Origin of the sequence: Pseudomonas sp. UBA7500, assembly GCF_002478435.1 — a bacterium.
Lineage (GTDB): Bacteria > Pseudomonadota > Gammaproteobacteria > Pseudomonadales > Pseudomonadaceae > Aquipseudomonas > Aquipseudomonas palmensis.
Genome location: NZ_DLNW01000002.1, coordinates 25,548 through 44,279, shown reverse-complemented (window position 1 = coordinate 44,279; position 18,732 = coordinate 25,548). Strand labels below are relative to the sequence as shown.

The 18,732-nt window shown below is 64.0% G+C and carries 11 protein-coding genes; 1 reads left to right on the top strand and 10 read right to left on the bottom strand.

Features of this window, described 5'->3' with window-relative positions; genetic code table 11:
* Positions 1-20 precede the first annotated feature (20 nt).
* The gene (locus B4I46_RS01655) at positions 21-5,087 is read right to left on the bottom strand and encodes a hypothetical protein (RefSeq protein WP_286898320.1); all 5,067 of its coding nucleotides are present in this window, start codon (positions 5,085-5,087) and stop codon (positions 21-23) included.
* Between the two features lie 326 nt (positions 5,088-5,413).
* Between B4I46_RS01655 and B4I46_RS01650 the strand changes: the two genes are divergently transcribed.
* Positions 5,414-5,767: a BON domain-containing protein gene (locus tag B4I46_RS01650; protein WP_043863815.1), complete on the top strand. Its 354-nt coding sequence runs from the start codon at positions 5,414-5,416 to the stop codon at positions 5,765-5,767.
* A 136-nt stretch (positions 5,768-5,903) separates the two neighbouring features.
* On the opposite strand, the gene B4I46_RS01645 is transcribed toward B4I46_RS01650, so the two are convergent.
* The 9 genes from B4I46_RS01645 to B4I46_RS01605 form a co-directional block, all read right to left on the bottom strand.
* A complete protein-coding gene (locus B4I46_RS01645) occupies positions 5,904-8,840 on the bottom strand; it encodes a DUF748 domain-containing protein (RefSeq protein WP_078481331.1) in 2,937 nt (978 codons plus the stop codon).
* A gap of 101 nt (positions 8,841-8,941) precedes the next feature.
* Entirely contained in the window at positions 8,942-9,958 is a 1,017-nt protein-coding gene (locus B4I46_RS01640) for a class I SAM-dependent rRNA methyltransferase (protein WP_286898315.1), read from the bottom strand.
* Positions 9,959-10,017: 59 nt separating this feature from the next.
* Positions 10,018-10,887, bottom strand: a complete 870-nt coding sequence (locus B4I46_RS01635; RefSeq protein ID WP_286898312.1) for an oxygenase MpaB family protein — start codon at positions 10,885-10,887, stop codon at positions 10,018-10,020.
* A 33-nt stretch (positions 10,888-10,920) separates the two neighbouring features.
* Entirely contained in the window at positions 10,921-12,855 is a 1,935-nt protein-coding gene (gene acs / locus B4I46_RS01630; protein WP_286898309.1) for an acetate--CoA ligase, read from the bottom strand.
* A gap of 132 nt (positions 12,856-12,987) precedes the next feature.
* Positions 12,988-14,652 (bottom strand): glucose-6-phosphate isomerase, encoded by a 1,665-nt coding sequence (pgi, locus tag B4I46_RS01625; protein WP_286898306.1) that lies wholly within the window; start codon positions 14,650-14,652, stop codon positions 12,988-12,990.
* A gap of 103 nt (positions 14,653-14,755) precedes the next feature.
* Positions 14,756-15,613, bottom strand: coding sequence for a pantoate--beta-alanine ligase (panC, locus tag B4I46_RS01620; protein WP_054916534.1), 858 nt, complete (start codon positions 15,611-15,613; stop codon positions 14,756-14,758).
* Positions 15,610-16,410: a 3-methyl-2-oxobutanoate hydroxymethyltransferase gene (panB, locus tag B4I46_RS01615; protein ID WP_043863808.1), complete on the bottom strand. Its 801-nt coding sequence runs from the start codon at positions 16,408-16,410 to the stop codon at positions 15,610-15,612. The genes panC and panB overlap by 4 nt, the downstream gene beginning before the upstream one ends.
* A 250-nt stretch (positions 16,411-16,660) precedes the next feature.
* Positions 16,661-17,137 carry a 2-amino-4-hydroxy-6-hydroxymethyldihydropteridine diphosphokinase gene (gene folK, locus B4I46_RS01610; RefSeq protein ID WP_043863807.1) on the bottom strand — a complete coding sequence of 159 codons (477 nt, stop codon included), beginning with the start codon at positions 17,135-17,137 and terminating at the stop codon, positions 16,661-16,663.
* A gap of 6 nt (positions 17,138-17,143) precedes the next feature.
* Positions 17,144-18,529 (bottom strand): polynucleotide adenylyltransferase PcnB, encoded by a 1,386-nt coding sequence (locus B4I46_RS01605; RefSeq protein ID WP_043863806.1) that lies wholly within the window; start codon positions 18,527-18,529, stop codon positions 17,144-17,146.
* Positions 18,530-18,732: the final 203 nt, after the last annotated feature.

Here is an 18,732-nt window from a genome sequence, read left to right as displayed (position 1 = left end):
ACGGGGCATTTTTTTTGCGTTCAGCCGGCAGCGCCGGCAAAGCGCCTGCGCCCCAGGTTGGTGATGATCAGGCTCAGCGAGTCGGCGTTGGCCAGGATCAGGTCGGTGCGTACCTGCGGATCGCTGTAGAACGCAGTGCGCGCAGCTGCCAGGGTGTTTGTCTTGCTTAGCCGAAAGATCGCGGGCAGGGCTCGTCCATCCTTTTTCCTGATATCTCTCCAGGTCTGGCTCGAGGTGTCGAAGGTTCTGAACAGCGCCTGGGCGGGGGTGTTGATCGAGAGCCCGTTCTGTTTGTAGCCAAGGATCGTCTGATAGGCGATACGCCCGCCCCGCGTGTGCTGGCTGATCTGGTCCGGGAAGGGGGCCGCGGCTTCCACGTAGGCGATATCCACGGTTCGAAGTACCTGGTGTGACAGCTCGTGTATCAGCGTCGTTGCTTGCTGGTGGGCGAGCAGCTCGATGGCCGGTGGCGTTGCGTAAATCGAAACGTCCCATGGCAGGGTGAACACGCGCTCGGTGAGAAAGATCCGCTTGCCGGGGTCGTTGTGGTAGGTGAAACCGTAGGTATCGCGCTGATCGGGCATGTTCATGCCCACTACGAGGCGTTTGGAGGTGACCGTGTCCATCGAGGCTGACAACAGCTCGTCCAGTATCCGCTGGGTATAGTCACGCAGCAGGCGTACTGTCTGGTCGGAGGGAGGGTGGTCGAACACGTTTTGCAAGATGCTCAGTGTCTCGGGCGGCAGGGGCGCCTGGGGCGAAGACAGGTTGAGGTTCTTCAGGCAGGTGTCCAGATAGTGGCGGCTCAAGGCATGGGCACGCAGTAGCATCTGGTACTTGGTCGGCTGGAGCGCGGCAATGTTCTTCATTCCCGAAGCCAGCGTGGTGTAGCGCAGGGATATGTCTTCGTTGGCCAGGGCCGTTTCGAAACTGCTGTAGGCCGCGCCGCCGCCACGCAAGCCTTCCTGCAGATCAACCTGCCACTGATTTCCCGTTCTTTGCAGCGTGGGCCCGAGTCGGCCCTCCTTGATGATCTGCCACTGCTGTGCTGGCTTGGCCACTTCATAGACGTGGCCCGCGATCACGCAATAGAAACGCTCGGTACCCGGGGCGAAATAAAGCCCCAGGGTGGTGTTGCGGACCATGTCCTTGAGTTGCACGTTCTGCGCCTGCAGGTCACTCAGCCGGTTGGGTACCAGGGGGTTGAGCAGTACCTCGTTCCAGGCAGGGTCCAGTTCCAGTGCAGGCGTGACGGGTGAAGGCTCGTCAGGGGTCTTCCTGCTCACGCTCGAGCCACCTGGGCGCATCATGACCAGGCCACTCAGGGCGGTGACGAACTCCGCAAGCGATTCACCCCAGTTGTGCTGCAAAGCGGCGTTACCGGATGCCTGCAACCACTGGACACTCTGTAGCGAGCTGAGCATGGCTGCCAGCTTTCCAGGCAGGAAAAACGAACTCTGCTCGATGGCAAGGCCCATTACATAGCGCAGCACATTCCAGTATTCCTCGGCGGTAGTTACCGTGCGTGCCTTGGTCAGTGCCCGCAGGAATGCCACGTTCTCGGTGAACAGGTAGTCAAGGGCATTGCCTTCGATCTCGCTGCGCACCAGTTGAACCGCACCGGGGGTGGGCGAGAAATCGAACAGGTCCGATGAGGACCAGAACAGATGGGGGTGAAGAAAGCCGTTGTGGTCGTATCGCGACTGCACCGTGTCGGGAAGCCGGTTCAGAATATCTCGTTGCAGCTCTGGGTCCGAGAGGATGGCACTGCGCAGTGCGCCCTGGTCCTTGAACTCGAGCAACATCTTGTGTGGCCGGTAGGCGCAGTACAACACCAGGGGCCCGTCCTGTTCGCCCTGCGGGCCGATCACATACATGCCCCTCACGGTATCGGGGGCGAACCCTTGCTCGGCCCGTAGCTGCAATTGGCACAGGGTGATCTTCCTGCCCTCGACCAGGTCGCGGGCGAGGGCATCCGGCTTGGCCAGCACATGGGAAAAGTAGTAAAGCGCCTTGGCCGATAGTTTGTTGTCCAGAAAATGCTGATACCCCTCTTCCATCAGGTAGGCGGTGGATACCAGCGTGTAGCGATGACGGCGTTCGAGGTAGTCGGGATCCTGCGGGGTTAACTTCTTCTCGAGCAGGGCACGGTATGCACTGGCCACGTCGAGGCGGTCGATCATGTTGCGGATGGTGGCTGCTTCCAGCGCTTCAGGTGCCATGCCTGGTCGCGTGACGCTGACCTTCATGCTTGTCGCTGTGCCGGTCAACCGGCTGTGGGTCAGGGCGTACTCGCTCAGTGTCTTGGTGGTGGTGGCCAGGTCCGAGGAAATCGGCGAGGGCGTCTGGCCGGGCATTACCGGGTTGGGGGTGAAGTGCGTGAAGGTGACGGTAATCAGGTCGGGATCGTCCGGTGCGCTCGGGTAATCCTGGGCGAGCCCTGCCTTGAGCTGCTGGTTGGCGAAGTCGTTGAGCGTTGGGATCGAGAACAGGTAGTTGAACTTGGGGTTGCTGACACGGGCGCAGGCCTGCACCAGTTGCGCGTAGTTTTTCATTTGCTGCGGTGTCGCGTTGCATAGCCATGCCGGTAGAAGGGTGCGCAAATACTGAACCTCGAGGCTGTCGCGTACCCGCTGCAAGGCCCCTTCGAACGGGTGCCTGGCGGCCTGGTTATCGATGAAGCGTTGCAGCAATGAGGTGCCGAGCCTGCTGCGCAGGGCATAACCCAGGTAGTAACGCCGGGTTGCAGCACGAAAGCGTGCCGCACTGTGTTCAACAAACGCGAACAGCTCGCTTTGTTCGATGAGGCGTACGCTGGGCTGACTGGCACCTGGAAGCTGCGCCAGGGTGTGCCAGTTGCGCAGGTCTTCGGCGTTCACCAGGCTCAGCCACTGATGAAGCTTCTCCGGGTCGTCGAAAGCGCTGTTCATTTCAGAGCGCAAGGCTGCTTCGCTGCTGAATTGGCTCAGTGGCTCCAGCGGTGACCAGAGCAACAGGCTGTCATTGTCGGCCGTTGCCCGCTGCAGCACGAATGCATCGGCCAGTGGCAGCAGCCCGGCCTTGCCGGGTACCGACAAGCTCAGGCTGTGCAGGCGAATGGCACTGTGCCCCGGCCGGTCCAATGCTTGCTGCAGCAGGTCGAGCAGCGCGTCATCGATCACGCCGTTCTCGCGGGCTTGCTCCAGTTCGATGCGCAGCAGCGCTTCGTACAAGCTGCGCATGCTCGTGAGCGGGGACACCACACTGTCCTTCAGGCGCAACCGACCCGTGTCGAACGCCTCGAGTTGTTCAAGGTAGGTCGAGGCAAAGCCCGCTTTAAGGGTGTCGATCTGTTGCCGGATCACGGGTGCCGACGGCCACGACAGTGGCAAGCCTTGCCGGTCCTGCACCTGCACCTGATCCTGCGGCGCGTGCTGGTTGCCTGTTTCGCCCAGCTGTTCGAGAAACCTGTCGACCACCGTGCCAGTCTTTTCTGCCCATTTGAGCTGGATGTCCAAGGGGTGCAACTGGCCGTCGCTGATGGCGTCGAGGCTGGGGGCAAGCATGTCCAGAACACAGGACTGCACCTTCGGCTGGGCGGTGGCCAGGGATTGAAACAGCTGATGCAGTGCCCTGGCACGGGTGAGGCGCTCTACCAGCGTAACGCTCTGGCTGGGTGGCACGGGCAGCCTCATGGCGACTGCTGGCTGTGCATCGGGCAGCCATCGACCGTTGACCCCCAGGTGGGTCAGGCGCCTGTCCACCAGTGCGCGCATGTCCAGTGCATCTTCGACCCCGGCCATGGCCGTGCTGCTCTGGGCACCGGGGAAGCGTAGTGCGTGGGCAAGACGCCGGTTGACCAGTGCGATCAGCGCATCAGCAAGTGCGAGGAACATCGGTTGGCCGACCTCGGCCAGCCTGACCAGAGGCGTCGCGCTGGTTTGCAACTGCTCCCAGTCATCGCGGCTGATCGAGGCGGGGCAAGCAGGTTGTGTGAGCAGGGCCTGGCAATGCCGTTCAAGGGCGGCCTGATCGGCGAAGTGTTGAAACCCGGTTCGTGTGCTGAACAGGAACACACCCTTGCTGGTATCGGTCGGTTGCTGCAGGGCCAGGCTGTCGGCCAGCAGCACCGTCCTACCCATGTCCTGAGCCGCTGGCACCAACGCCAGGCTACACACCCGCAAGGCGCCCAGGTCGGGGATCAGCGCTTCACGCAGCCATTGCAGCTGAGGGGTGTCGATGCGCTGTTCATTGGCCGCTCGCAACAGCGTACGACAGTAGTTGTCGGCAAGGCCAAGTGCCAGGGCTTCGCGGTTATCGCTGCCCACGTCGTTGTCGACACTGCTCCAATAGCTTCGCAGGGCCTGTGCAAAGGCCCCCGGAACGGCCTTGGCAGTGCTGGCAAGGGCCTGCTCGCAGGCGAGCGGGTCGGGCGTGTCGTGCGTTGCGGTGCCATCGCGTACGAAACGGCGCTTCAGGTCGATGCCCAGCGGCTGGCCGCTGAACGCGTCCAGTGCAACATCGGCCAGGGCCTGCGTGCGCACCACGCTGGCGTTACTGGCAATGACCTGGACCCGTTGTTGCGCGATGTCGTCGACGCCCTCCAGCAGCGTCGAGAAGGCTGTGCTCAAGCAACTGTCGAGAACACCGGCCAGGGTGGGCAGTTTGGCCAGCCCGCTGGCTTGCCCCCGCAGCAGATCGATTTGCTGTTGCATCAGGTGGTGTGACCACCGGGTGAACACGGCATCGCTCAGGTTCACGAACTGCAGCGGTTCGCTCGGCACGCCCAGGTGAGTCAGCTGGGCCTGCAGGGCACTTTCAAGTTGTTGCAGCGTGTTGAAGCCCTGTACGCCATGCAATGGGCTGTACAGGTAGGTCGCCTCAAGCAGTGGGTCGCGCTGATGAATGACCAGGCAATTGGCAGACAGTGGCTGCAGGTTGCCTGTCACCTCCACCCGCATGCTCGCCGGCAGGGTCGTTTGATCGGCCAGGCGACGCAGCCACCGCGCTTCGATGATGCTCAGGCTCAGGTCGCGCTGTGCGGTCTCCAGCGCGGTGATGAAGCCTGCGCGCAAGGTGCCGGGCTCAAAGTAGGGCATCACGATCATGGCGTTTCCTGCAGCGGGGGACCCGGTTCATCCGGCTCACGACGCCTGCCACGGTAGAGGGTGCCCTGTTGCAGGCAGTGGTACATATTGCAACGCCCGTTGGCTTCCCGGGCATAGGTGCGGCGGTATTTTGTGAACATGCAACTTGCACGCGCATCCATCGCAAAGCATGCAATGTGCACGATGGGCTATTTTTTGGTGATTTTTAAGCTGTTGATTTTTAAAGGTTTTATTTTTTATTCGGGTTGGCACAGCTTCTGCAATATCCCTGTTACCTGCTGCCAGGAATGACGGCGCAGACCTTTCGAAAAACAGGAGTGTCTCGTATGAAGAAGTTCGCTATTGCTGCTGCTACTGCCACCGCGCTGACCCTGACCATGGCTAACGCCGCCTTTGCAGCCCAACCTGCATCGCAAGCACCGATGATGCTGGCTGCTGGTGAAATGACCAAGGCCAAAGAAGAAACTTCCGATACCTGGATCACCACCAAGGTCAAAGCCGACCTGGTCACCGAGAAAGGCATCCCGGGTACCGACATCAAGGTCGAAACCAACAAAGGTGTGGTTTCCCTGTCCTCGACCACCGCGATCACCGAAGCGCAGAAAACCACTGCGGTGAACATCGCCAAGAAAATCAAGGGCGTGAAAGCCGTTTCGGCTGATGGCCTGAAAGCTGAGTAAGCGTTTCGCTCGCTGATCCTGACGGTTCATGCGAAAGGCCACACGGAGGTGGCCAACCCTAAAGCCCCGGCGCAGTCAGCCGGGGCTTTTCTTTGTGCGCTGGACCGCTGGCCTGGCGCCAGTGCTCCCGCCAGCCCTACTCGGCGTCCAGGTGCAGGGGCGAGATCACCCGGCCATCCGCTTCGGCCTGGCCCAGCGTGGCGTCGATGAAGTACACCCGGTCGTCTTGCAACTGACCCTTGTCGACCAGGTAGTCCTTGATGCTGCTGGCGCGTGCCTGACCGAGCTGACGCAGCAGCACGGTGCTCTCGGCCCATGACTTGATCACCGCTTCCTGCAGCTTGGCAGTGCGCTGTGCACGGTCCAGCTGCTCCCACTCGGCCGGTGGCTGCTGCTTGAGACGGGTGCGGTAGATACCCTCGAGCATGGCCGGCTTGTCGCCATCGGGCACCTGCAGTTGCGAGGCCTGTGCCGGCACCTTGTCGCCGCGACGCTGAAGGATCTTGTAGTAGGTGCTCTGGTACTCACGATCCAGACGCTGTGCGGCAATCAGTGGCCCGTCGCTGCTCTGGGCGCTGGTGCCTTCGATTTCCAGGCGCAGGGCAGGGCGTTCCTTGAGTGCTGCCGCCAGCTTGTCCAGCGAGCCCTGGGCATCGCTGCTCAGCTCGCTTGAGCCGGGGGCGAAGGACACGGTGCCCAGGTCTTCGGAACCGCCACCACTGACCAGCCCGCCGATGAACTTGAACGGCGCCTGGGCGGCGCGCAGCACCAGGTTGCGCAGGGTCTGCCACACGATCGGCATTACGCTGAACTGCGGGTTGTTGAGGTCGCCCGACACCGGCAACTCGATGGAGATCTTGCCCTCGGTGTCTTTGAGCAGCGCGATCGCCAGGCGAATCGGCAGGTTGACGGCGTCGGGGCTGTCGACTTTCTCACCCAGTTGCAACTGCTCGACCACCACCTTGTTCTCGGCCTTGAGCTGGCCCTTGGTGATCAGGTAGTGCAGGTCCAGGTTCAGGCGGCCCTTGCGAATCCGGTAGCCGGCGAACTTGCCCGAGTACGGCGTCAGGGTCGTCAGCTCGACACGCTTGAAGCTGGTGGCGATGTCCAGGCTGGCCATCGGGTCGAACGGGTTGAGCGCGCCCTTGATGGTGACGGGCGCATAACGGTCCACCTTGCCCTTGATATCGACCTTGGCCGGGTGTGGCTGGCGGTTGTCGATGGTGCCGATCTGGCCGTTGAGCTGCTGGATGGCGGTGGCGAAGTTGGGCGTCAGGCTGAAGTCGGCGAAGTTGGCCGAGCCATCGTTGATGTCGATGCCACCGATACGGATACCCAAGGGCTTTTCATTGCTGGCCGTGCGCTTGCCCTGGGGCTTGGCGGCGCCGTTGGCCGGCTGCGGAATCAGCAGGTCATCCACGCTGGTGGTGCGGTCTTCGTTGATCATGAAGCGGGCATAGGGCTGCTGCAGGGTCACCTTGGCAATGCTCAGCGCATCGCCGTGGCGATAGTCCAGGCCGTCCACGTTCAGTTGCTGCCATTTGACGAAGTCACGGCCCTTGATGGTGTCCAGGGTATGCAACTGATTGACCTGCGCCTTGCCGGTGACGCTGAACGCCAGCGGGGCGGTGTTCTTCAGGTCCACGTTCAGGTCGCTGCCGAGCATGCCGCTGCGCAGCTCCAGGCGAATGAACGGGCTGATGTAGGCCTGGGCTACCCGCAGGTCGATGTCCTGTGTGCTGACCTTGAGCCGGGCGCTGACCGGTGCCAGGTTGACCTCACCCGATGCCTGCAGCTTGCCCTGGCGGCCGACGCCGCTGTCGAGCTTGAGGGTGAAGGGGCTCTTGTTGAGGCTGTCGAAGTTCTGCAGGTCGAGGTTGAGCGGGCCGACATCCAGCGCCACCGCTTCTTTCTGCGAGCGATCGGCCAGATGAACCTGGTAGTTGCGCAGTTGCACGTCGCGCAGCAGCACCTGCCACGGCTTGCCGGGCGCGGCCTTGGCGCTGGCTTCCTGCGGCGCGGCCCCGGCAGTGGCCGGCTCGGCCTTTTCCTTGGGGGTGGCCTTGGCAGGCTGGCTGGCGAAGAGTTTTTGCCAGTCGAGCTGGCCGTCGGCTTCCAGGGCCGCCCAGGTTTCCAGCTTTTCACTGCGGATCTTGCCGACCGTGACCAGCTGTTTGGCCAGGTCGACCGTGGTTTCACTCACGTCCAGCCGGGCCAGGCGGGCCAACGGGCGACCGTCCGGGGCCTTGATCGCGAAGGGGGCGATGCTGAGCGAGGCGTTGTCCAGCAGCAGCTCGGTTTCCTTCGACAGGTTGAGCTTGTAATGGGTGTCCAGGTTGAGCACGCCGTCTTCCAGCACCAGCGGCAGGGCGTCGCGCACGTACGGCCACCACACCTTCATCTTGCCGTCGGTGACCTTGAGGGTGCCTTCGGAGGCGATCGGTACCAGGCTGATGGTGCCGGCCCAGTCGATGCGCCCGCCCTCTGGCCCGGCAGCCACCAGAGTCATGTCGGCGTTGTCGTCGGGCAGGGTGCTGAGGTTCTTCAGCTCCAGGTTCATCGAGTCGTAGAGGAATTCGATCGGCTCGCTCGGGCGCAGGTCCTGGAAGTGCAGGTAGCCCTCGCTCAGCTTGATGCTGCCGATGCGCAGCGGGAACGGTTCGCTTGCCGGCGTCTCGGGCTTGGGCTCGCTGGGCGGCAGCTTGAACAGCTGGGTCAGGTTCAGGCTGCCGTCCTTGGCGAACAGCAGCTCGGTGCGCGGCTTGTCCAGCTCGACGGCTGCCAGGTGCAGGGCACCGGACCACAGGCTGTCGAGTTGCAGGTTGGCGTAGAGGCGTTCGAAGCCGACCTGCTCCTTGCCGGTCTCGCCGATCTGCAAGCCCCATAGTGTCAGCTCGAGGCTGAACGGATTGAGCTCGATACGCTGGATGTGCGCCGGCACGGTGGCGTAACTGGCCAACTGCTGATTGGCGATGCGCAAGGCTACGCCAGGCAGGATCAGGAAACCGAGGAGGCTGTACAGGGCCAGGCCGGCCAACAAGGCGCCGAGGGCGCGTTTCAATCCTTTGGGCATGTGCGGCGTCGTCTGTCTAGAGCGGGAGTGCTTGGAGTATGGCACGTTAATTCGGTTCCGAAGGTAGTCCGAAATACCGGACCACCTGCGGTTTTTTCCACTTACAGCTGCAGGATCAAGCACTTCAGGGGCGCCTGTCCGTCCAGTGACGGGAAGTCGTCTGCCGGCTTGAGCACCTGCCATTCCCGCACCGGGCGGCCGATCTTCTGTGCGCAACGCAGCACCTGCTCGCGCCAGTCGTCGAGGCCGACCTTGGCCAGGTTGTTGCAGCAGATCAGCACGCCGCCTTCGGCCGTGCTCAGCAGGGCGGGCTTGAGCAGGCTCTGGTAATCACGCAGCAGGTCGACGGTGCCGAACGCGCTCTTGGCCCAGGCAGGCGGGTCGAGCAGTACCAGGTCGAACTCGCGCGGCTCCAGGCGCGGGTAGGCCGGCAGCTTGTGCCCGCGACGCTGGCTGACCGGCAGGCCTGCCAGCTGGCGAATGGCCGGAAAGTAGTCGGACTGGATGAACTCCATGGGCGCCAGTTGCGGGTTGAGTGCGCCGTTCTCGCGGCCAACGGCCAGGTTGCCTTCGGCGAAATCCAGGTTGCACACCGCGCTGGCACCTCCGGCGGCAGCGCTCAGGCCTACCCCGCAGGTATAGGCGAACAGGTTGAGCACGCGTTTGCCGGCACTGTGTTGCTTGACCCAGCCACGGGCATTGCGCAGGTCTAAAAACAACAGCGGGTCCTGGCCGGCATGGCGACCGCGCACGCGGTAGTTCAGGCCCCACTCGTGACCGACCAGGTCGGCCAGCGCGGCCTCGCTGGGCTGGTAGACCGGGTCGCGCCGGTCGATGCGGCTGTTGCCCTGGGAGCGGTCGTTGTACACCAGCAGCAGTGGCAGGCCCAGTTCGCGCTCGATGTGCGCATGCAGGTCCAGCAGGGCATCGCGCTCGAGGGTGTGGTGAAAGCTCTGTACCAGCAACTGCGGGCCATAGCGGTCGACGGTCAGTCCGCCCGCGCCTTCCTGGCTGCCGTGGAACAGCCGGTAACAGTCGGTGCCCTGGGCGTGCAGCTCACTTAGAAGCTGCTGGCGGGCGTCGAGGGCGGCGCGCAGCGCCTGATTCAAGGAGGACATGCACGTAGCCTTGGTTTGCGGGCGTGCAGTTTAACAGCAGGCGGGTGCCTTGCACCTGTTCAGGCGCAGCCCACTCGCCGCCTGGCCCGGTGCAGCGAACTGTCGCGCATGGCCCAGCGCAGCACCGGCGCCGTGCTGTCGATGCCCAGGCCTACCAGCCGCCGCTTGAGCGGGTGCGGCGTGCGCTCGAGCAGTTCGCCGGCCCAATCGGGCAGCAGGTTGATCCCAGCCTGCATCATCAGGTTGGCCACCGGTTTGGCCAGGCGGCTCGGCGCCGGGGCCTCCAGCAACACACGCACCACTTCGCTGCTGCGCTCGTCGCATACCAGTTGCGGGCGCATGGCTTGCAGGTAGTGCGCCACCGCCTGGCGCGAACGCGGCACGTTGCGAGCCCCCAGGCGTTCGGCCACCAGGGCGATCTCGGCGTAGTAGGCGTCCTGGTCGGCCAGCGAGAGGTGCGGGTTGCGGTAGCGCAGGTGCGCGGCCATGAAGCTGCTGACTTCGGCCACGTGCACCCAGGTCAGCAGGTCCGGGTCACTGGCGGCATACGGGCGGCCATCGGCCGCGGTCCCCACCACCTGCAGGTGAATGGTGCGTACCTTGTCGATCAGCCATTCGGCGTCGCGGGTGGAGCCGAAGGTGGTGCCGGAGATGAACTGGCTGGTGCGGCGCAGGCGGCCGATGATGTCCTGGCGAAAGCTGGAATGGTCCCACACCCCGGCCAGGGCCAGCGGGTGCAGCACCTGCAGCAGCAAGGCGCTGATACCGCCGATGAGCATGCTGGGGAAATCCCCGTGCACCTGCCAGCTGATGCTGCGCGGACCGAACAGCCCGGGGTCGCCCTTGGGCTGTTCGAGGTCGAGTTGGCCCAGGGCCAGGCCCGTGAGGCTCAGCAACTGTGTTTCGATACGGCGGCGTAGCGCTTCCATGGGTACCTTGAGGCACCGTCGCCGCGGTGCCGTTCATTGATTCAGGCGTTTGTCGATCAGGCCTTGGACCACGCTCGGGTCGGCCAGGGTCGAGGTGTCGCCCAGGTTGTCCAGCTCGTTGCAGGCGATCTTGCGCAGGATGCGGCGCATGATCTTGCCCGAGCGGGTCTTGGGCAGTGCTGGCGCCCACTGGATCAGCTCGGGTTTGGCAAAGCTGCCGATCTCCTTGCTGACCAGCGCCAGCAGTGCCTGCTTGAGGTGGTCGTCCGGGGTCACGCCGTTCATGGGCGTGACGAAGGCATAGATGCCCTGGCCCTTCAGGTCGTGAGGGTACCCGACCACGGCGGCTTCGGCGATGCTGTCGTGCAGCACCAGGGCACTTTCCACTTCGGCAGTGCCGATGCGGTGCCCGGACACGTTGATCACGTCGTCGATGCGCCCGGTTATCCACAGGTCGCCATCGGCATCGCGGCGCGCGCCGTCGCCGGTGAAGTAGTAGCCCGGCAGGGGTTTGAAGTAGGTGTCGATCATGCGCTGATGATCGCCGTATACGCTGCGGATCTGCCCCGGCCAACTGGCCTTGATCGCCAGCAGCCCGCTGCCGGGGCCCTCGATCAGCGCGCCCTTGTCGTCCAGCAGCACTGGCTGCACGCCGAACAGCGGACGGGTGGCGCAACCGGGCTTGATGTGGCGGGCGCTGACCAGCGGGCTGAGCATGATGCCGCCGGTCTCGGTCTGCCACCAGGTGTCGACGATCGGGCAGCGCTTCTCACCGACTTTCTCGAAGTACCATTCCCAGGCTTCCGGGTTGATCGGCTCGCCCACGCTGCCCAGCAGGCGCAGGCTCTTGCGCGAGGTACCGTCGAGCGGCGCCGAACCTTCGCGCATCAGTGCCCGCAGAGCGGTGGGGGCGGTATAGAAGATGTTTACCTGGTGCTTGTCGACCACCTGCCAGAAGCGCGAGGCATTGGGGTAGTTGGGCACGCCTTCGAACATCAGGGTGGTGGCGCCGTTGGCGAGCGGGCCGTAGACGATGTAGCTGTGGCCGGTTACCCAGCCGACATCGGCGGTGCACCAGAACACCTCGCCGTCGCGGTAGTCGAACACCACCTTGAAGGTCAGGGCGGCCTGCAGCAGGTAGCCGGCGGTGGTGTGCAGCACGCCCTTGGGCTTGCCGGTGCTGCCGGAGGTGTAGAGGATGAACAGCGGGTCTTCCGCATCCATCGGCTCGGGCGGGCAGTCGTCGCCCACCTGGCTGATTGCCTCGTGGTACCAGAGGTCGCGGGCTTCGTTCCAGTCCACCGGGCCGCCGGTGCGGCGTACCACCACCACGCTGCTGACGTCCGGGCAGCTTTGCAGGGCCTTGTCGACGTTGTTTTTCAGGCCAATGCTCCTGGCGCCGCGCACGCCTTCGTCGGCGGTAATCACCGTGCGGCAGTCGGCGTCGAGGATGCGGTCGCGCAGGGCGTCGGGGGAAAAGCCGCCGAACACCACCGAGTGAATCGCGCCGATGCGGGTACAGGCCAGCATGGCGAAGGCAGCTTCGGGAATCATCGGCATGTAGATGCACACCCGGTCGCCCTTTTTCACCCCGCGCTGCCTGAGCACGTTGGCCAGGCGGCACACCTGCTGATGAACCTGGCGGTAGGTGAGGGTGGTGGACTGCTGCGGGTCGTCGCCTTCCCAGATGATCGCCGGCTGGTCGCCGCGCTGAGCCAGGTGGCGGTCCAGGCAGTTGTAGCTGACGTTGAGCTTGGCATCCTTGAACCAGGTTGCCTGGCCCGTGCGCAGATCGCTCTGCTGAACAGCCGACCAGGGGCTGATCCAGTCCAGGCGCCTGGCTTGTTCGGCCCAGAAGGTGTCGGGCTCGTCTACGGACTGGCGATACAGGCGCTGGTAGTCGGCCTGGGAGAGTTGTGCCGCCTTGCTGACGGCATCGGCTTCGGGGTAGTCGCTGATATCGAACATTGGGGGGCCCTTTCCTGTTGGATAGGTGTCGCTCCCATCGCGGGCCAAGCCCGCTCCCACGAGGTGTGCATCGTACCTGTGGGAGCGGGCTTGGCCCGCGATGGGGATAACAACATCCCGACAGTGTAGCCCTTAGCCCCGGTGACGCCCGCGGAAGTAGTTGATCAGGCCCTGGGTCGAGGCATCTTCGGCCGGCTCTTCGATACCGCCGGTCAGGCGCTGGTACACGCCCTTGCCCAGTTCCTTGCCCAGCTCCACACCCCACTGGTCGAAGGCATTGATGCCCCACACCACGCTCTGCACGAACACCTTGTGCTCGTACATCGCCACCAGCGCGCCCAGGCGCCGCGGGCTGATACGCTCGACCACCAGGGTGTTGCTCGGACGGTTGCCCGGGATCACCTTGTGCGGCGCCAGGCGCTGTACCTCGGCTTCGGCCATGCCCTTGTCGCGCAGCTCGGCCTCGGCCTCGGCGCGGGTCTTGCCGAGCATCAACGCCTGGCTCTGGGACAGGCAGTTGGCGTACAGCCACTGGTGGTGGTCTGCCACCGGGTTGAAGCTCACCACCGGCACGATGAAGTCGGCCGGGATCAGCTGGGTGCCCTGGTGCAGCAACTGGTGATAGGCATGCTGGCCGTTGCAGCCCACGCCGCCCCAGATCACCGGCCCGGTGTCGTGGTCGACCGGGGTGCCGTCCTGGCGCACGCTCTTGCCGTTGGACTCCATGTCCAGTTGCTGCAGGTGCTTGGTGATGTTGCGCAGGTAATGGTCGTACGGCAGGATCGCGTGGCTCTGGGCGCCCCAGAAGTTGCCATACCACACGCCCAGCAAGGCCAGCAGTACCGGCATGTTCTGCTCGAACGGTGCGGTCTGGAAGTGCTGGTCCATGGTGTGGGCACCCGACAGCAGCTCCTTGAAGTTGGCGGTGCCGATGGCCAGGGCGATCGGCAGGCCGATGGCCGACCACAGCGAATAGCGTCCGCCTACCCAGTCCCACATCGGGAAGATGTTCTCTTCACGGATACCGAAGGCCACCGCAGCGGCCTTGTTGCTCGATACGGCGATGAAGTGCTTGTACAGCTCGGCTTCCGAACCACCCTGGGCCAGGTACCAGACCCGAGCCGCCTGGGCGTTCTTCAGGGTTTCCAGGGTATTGAAGGATTTGGACGACACGATGAACAGCGTGGTCTCGGCACGCAGCTTGGCCGACAGCTCGTGGAATTCGCTGCCGTCGATATTGGCCAGGTAGTGGCAGCGCACGCCGCGCTGGGCGTAGGGCAGCAGGGCCTCGGAGACCAGCTCCGGGCCGAGGAACGAGCCGCCGATGCCGATGTTGACCACGTCGGTGATCGGCTTTTCGCTATAGCCGCGCCACAGGCCGTCGTGGATGCGCCCCACCAGCTCGGTGACCTGATTCAGCACCTTGTGCACGTCGGGCATGATGTTCACGCCATTGACGCTCAGCTTGTCGCCCACCGGGCGCCGCAGCGCGGTATGCAGTGCCGGGCGGCCTTCGGAGGCGTTGACGATTTCGCCGGCGAACAGCGACTTGATCGCGTCCTGCAGGCCCACTTCGTTGGCCAGCCCCACCAGCAGGTCGCGGGTCTGGTGGTCGATGAGGTTTTTCGAATAGTCCAGAAACAGCCCGCAGCTGCTCAGGCTGAACTGCTCGAAGCGCTGCGGGTTGACGTTGAACGCATCGCGCATGCTGAAGCCCTGCATGGCGCTGCGGTGTTGCTGGAGCGCCTGCCACGCGGGCAGCGTAGTGACATCGTGGGGGGTGCGGTAGTACGCCATCGCTGCAGGTTTCCTTGGTACGTGAACTGCCTTTGACACTGGAAAGACGGGCCCGTTTCCAGTGTGGCAGGTTAATTGCCCGGCAGCCCGGCCGGGTGCGTTGTCACTGTTCGTCGAGGTTCAGGTGCAGGTTGTCGATCAGGCGCGTGGCGCCCAGTACCGCTGCTACCAGAATCACCAGGTCGCGGTCGTGCGCCGCTGCCGGGCGCAGGTTCAGCGCCTGACGGATTTCCAGGTAGTCGGGCTTGAAGCCGGCCTCCACCAGTTGTTGCCGACCTTCGGCGATCAGCACCTCGAAGTCACGGCGGCCCTGGCCGATTGCCTGGGCGATCCGGCTCAGGGTGCGGTAGATCGTGGGCGCAGTGGCACGTTGTGCGTCGGTCAGGTAACCGTTGCGCGACGACAGGGCCAGGCCGTCCTCGGCGCGCACGGTCGGCTCGCCGATGATCTGGATGGGCAGGTTGAGGTCGCGCACCAGCGCGCGGATCACCGCCAGTTGCTGGAAGTCCTTCTGGCCGAACACGGCCAGGTCGGGCTGGACCATGTTGAACAGCTTGCTGACCACCGTGGCAACACCCTCGAAGTGCCCGGGACGGCTGGCGCCACACAGCCCTTCGGACAGGTGCGGCACGCTGACCAGGGTCTGGGCCGCCATGCCATCGGGGTACATTTCTTCGACGTTGGGGGTGAACAGCAGGTGGCAGCCGGCCTGCAGGAGTTTTTCCTGGTCGGCGGCGAGGGTGCGCGGGTACTTGTCGAGGTCTTCGTTGGCGCCGAACTGCAGCGGGTTGACGAAGATGCTCGCCACCACGAAATCGGCCCGCTGCGCGGCCTTGGTCACCAGCGCGGCATGCCCGCTGTGCAGGTTGCCCATGGTGGGCACGAAGCCGATGCGCTTGCCCTCGCTGCGTGCGCGGGCGACCGCAGCGCGCAGTTCAAGGATGGTCTTGACGGTATTCATGCGCTGAACCCATGTTCGGTGCCGGGGAAGGTCACGCCCTTGACGGCTTGCACGTAGGCACCGAAAGCACCGGCAATGTCGGGCTGGCCGAGCATGAAGTTCTTCACGAACTTGGGCACGCGGCCGCTGAGCGACAGGCCGAGCATGTCGTGCATCACCAGTACCTGGCCATCGGTGGCGCTGCCGGCACCGATACCGATGACCGGGATGGTCACGGCCTGGGTGATTTCCGCCGCCAGCTCGCTGGGCACACATTCGAGCAGCAGCATGGCTGCGCCGGCCTGCTCCAGGGCGATGGCGTCGGCGCGCATCTGCCGTGCCTGGTTCTCCTGGCGGCCCTGGACCTTGTAGCCGCCCAGGATGTTCACGGTCTGTGGTGTGAGGCCCATGTGCGCACACACCGGCACGCCGCGTTCGGCCAGCAGGCGAATGGTCTCGGCCAGCCAGGCGGCGCCCTCGACCTTGACCATGTGCGCGCCGGCCTGCATCAGTGCGCCGGCATTGGCGAAGGCCTGCTCGGTGGTGGCGCAGGCCATGAAGGGCAGGTCGGCCAGAATCAGCGCACCCTGGTTGCCGCGCTTGACGCAGGCGGTGTGGTAGGCCATTTCGGCGTTGGTCACCGGCAAGGTGCTGTCATGGCCCTGCAGGACCATGCCCAGGGAGTCACCCACCAGCAATATTTCCACGCCGGCCTGACTCGCCACCTTGGCAAAGGTCGCGTCATAGCAGGTCAGCATGGTTATTTTCTCGCCCTTGGCCTTGAGGCCTTGCAGGGTGGTCAGGGTTACTTCTGGCATGAAAGGAATCCTCGTTCAGGCGCTGTGAAAAACGACTGCGTACAACGCGTGTATTCATCTACTGGAACAGCACATCATCGATTGTGGTGTTTGGAGTACAACCCTGTTCCAGGCCTATATACGCCTTATGCGGCGCCGGGGCGCTGCGGGACGCCTATAGTCGTGAGCACGAAGACTGAAGTCAATTACCCTGTTACCGCATTGTTACGAAGGCGCTGTTACGGGCGTTACCGCGTGGGGGAGCGCCCGGTTACAGGCGCTCGAGGCCAACGAATGGGCATTCTGCCAGCCATTGCGCGAGGGGGCGCTGGTCGGGCAGGCAGAAGTCGCCGGGCACCAGCTCTGCCAGGGGGTACAGCACGAACGGGCGTGCGTGCATGTGGTAGTGGGGAACCTTCAGGCGCGGCTCGTCGAGCACCTGATCGGCATACAGCAGGATATCCAGGTCAAGGGTGCGTGGGCCCCAGCGTTCCTTGCGTTCGCGGCCCTGGTCGGCCTCGATGGCCTGCAGGGCATCGAGCAGCGCCAGCGGCGCCAGCGAGGTATCGAGGGCCGCAACCGCGTTGGTGTAGCGCGGCTGGCCAGGCGACAGCGAGTCGCTGGCGTAGAACGACGACACACCGGCCAGTTGCGAACCCGGCAACCGGCCCAGCGCCTCGAGGGCGCTGCGCAGTTGCTGTTGCGGGTCGGCCAGGTTGCTGCCCAGGCCGATGTAGGCACGCACCATGCGGCGTTACTCGCCTGCGCCGTCGGCGCGCTTGCGCTTGCTCGGGCTGCGCTTGCGTTTGCGCGGGCCCGCGCCTGCGCCGTCGTCGCGGCTGCCCAGGTCACGGATCATGTCGCGGCGCTCGCTGTCGTTGCAGTCCTGGTAGTCGGTCCACCATTGGCCCAGGCCGTCGGTTTCCTCGCCCGCGCTCTCGCGCAGCAGCAGGAAGTCGTAGCCGGCGCGAAAACGCGGGTTGTCCAGCAGCAGGTCGGCACGTTTGCCGCTGCGCCGTGGCAGGCGCTCCTGCATGTCCCAGATCTCGCGGATCGGCATCGTGAAGCGCTTGGGGATCGCAATGCGCTGGCACTGTTCGGCGATCAGCTCGTGGGCGGCTTCCTGCAGGGCCGGGATCGGCGGCATGCCGCGGCTCTGCAGGCGCAGGGCACGCCCTGGCAGCGCCGGCCAGAGCATGGCGGCGAACAGGAAGGCCGGGGTGACCGGCTTGCCTTGCTTGATGCGCAGGTCGGTGTTGATCAGCGCCTGGCTGATCAGGGTGTGGGTGTAGGTCGGCTGGTCTTCCAGCGCCTGGGCACTGGCCGGGAACAGCGGGTCGAACAGTTGCAGGTCGACCAGCATCTCGAAGGTGTCGGCCGCATAGCCGGACAGGAACAGCTTCAGGGTTTCTTCGAACAGGCGTGCGGCAGGGATTTCACGCAGCATCGGGGCCAGCTCGCGGATCGGTTGCACGGTGTGCTTTTCGATACCGAAGTTGAGCTTGGCCGCGAAGCGCACGGCCCGCAGCATACGTACCGGGTCTTCCTGGTAGCGCTGCACAGGGTCGCCGATCAGGCGGATCAGACGGTTGCGGATATCGTGCACGCCGTTGGCGTAATCGAGAATGCGCTCGCTGACCGGATCGTAGTACAGGGCATTGATGGTGAAGTCGCGGCGCTGCGCGTCTTCTTCCAGGGTGCCGTATACATTGTCACGCAGGATGCGCCCGCTCTCGTTGCGTGAAGAGGTGTGGCTGTTCTCTTCCTCGACCTCGGGATGGTTGGCGCGGAAGGTGGCGACTTCGATGATTTCGCGACCGAAATGGATATGCACCAGCTTGAACCGCCGGCCGATGATCCGGGCGTTGCGAAACTCTGCACGGACCTGTTCGGGGGTGGCACTGGTGGCGACGTCGAAGTCCTTGGGGGTAATGCCCAGGAGTTGATCGCGAACGCAACCGCCGACCAGGTAGGCCTGGTAGCCTGCGTTCTGCAGGCGCTCGACGATGTTCACCGCGTGGCGGCTGAACTGGCCACGTTGCAGTGAATGCTGGCCGCTATTGATCACTTCGGGCGTGGTGCGAATGTGGTGCTGGCCACGCACGGTAGGACGGAATGACTGGAACAACTTCTTCAGCATGGGATGCACTGTTTGAAGGAATGTTCGGCCAAAAACGAAGAATGGCCGCATGATGGGCGGGGATTCTAGCATTTACTCGAAGGATGGTGTAGGCGGGTGCATCGGGCGGGCTGAAAGCCGGAAACTACAAGGGGAGCCGAAGCTCCCCAAGAAGTAGTTGCATGCTCTTATTGTTCTTTTGCCGGGCTTCTTGTTTTTGTTGA

What these genes read in the sequence shown, in the direction of transcription:
- B4I46_RS01655 (WP_286898320.1), bottom strand. Translation starts at nt 5,087, where the DNA reads ATGATCGTGATGCCCTACTTTGAGCCCGGCACCTTGCGCGCAGGCTTC.
- B4I46_RS01650 (WP_043863815.1), top strand. Translation starts at nt 5,414, where the DNA reads ATGAAGAAGTTCGCTATTGCTGCTGCTACTGCCACCGCGCTGACCCTG.
- B4I46_RS01645 (WP_078481331.1), bottom strand. Translation starts at nt 8,840, where the DNA reads ATGCCCAAAGGATTGAAACGCGCCCTCGGCGCCTTGTTGGCCGGCCTG.
- B4I46_RS01640 (WP_286898315.1), bottom strand. Translation starts at nt 9,958, where the DNA reads ATGTCCTCCTTGAATCAGGCGCTGCGCGCCGCCCTCGACGCCCGCCAG.
- B4I46_RS01635 (WP_286898312.1), bottom strand. Translation starts at nt 10,887, where the DNA reads ATGGAAGCGCTACGCCGCCGTATCGAAACACAGTTGCTGAGCCTCACG.
- acs (WP_286898309.1), bottom strand. Translation starts at nt 12,855, where the DNA reads ATGTTCGATATCAGCGACTACCCCGAAGCCGATGCCGTCAGCAAGGCG.
- pgi (WP_286898306.1), bottom strand. Translation starts at nt 14,652, where the DNA reads ATGGCGTACTACCGCACCCCCCACGATGTCACTACGCTGCCCGCGTGG.
- panC (WP_054916534.1), bottom strand. Translation starts at nt 15,613, where the DNA reads ATGAATACCGTCAAGACCATCCTTGAACTGCGCGCTGCGGTCGCCCGC.
- panB (WP_043863808.1), bottom strand. Translation starts at nt 16,410, where the DNA reads ATGCCAGAAGTAACCCTGACCACCCTGCAAGGCCTCAAGGCCAAGGGC.
- folK (WP_043863807.1), bottom strand. Translation starts at nt 17,137, where the DNA reads ATGGTGCGTGCCTACATCGGCCTGGGCAGCAACCTGGCCGACCCGCAA.
- B4I46_RS01605 (WP_043863806.1), bottom strand. Translation starts at nt 18,529, where the DNA reads ATGCTGAAGAAGTTGTTCCAGTCATTCCGTCCTACCGTGCGTGGCCAG.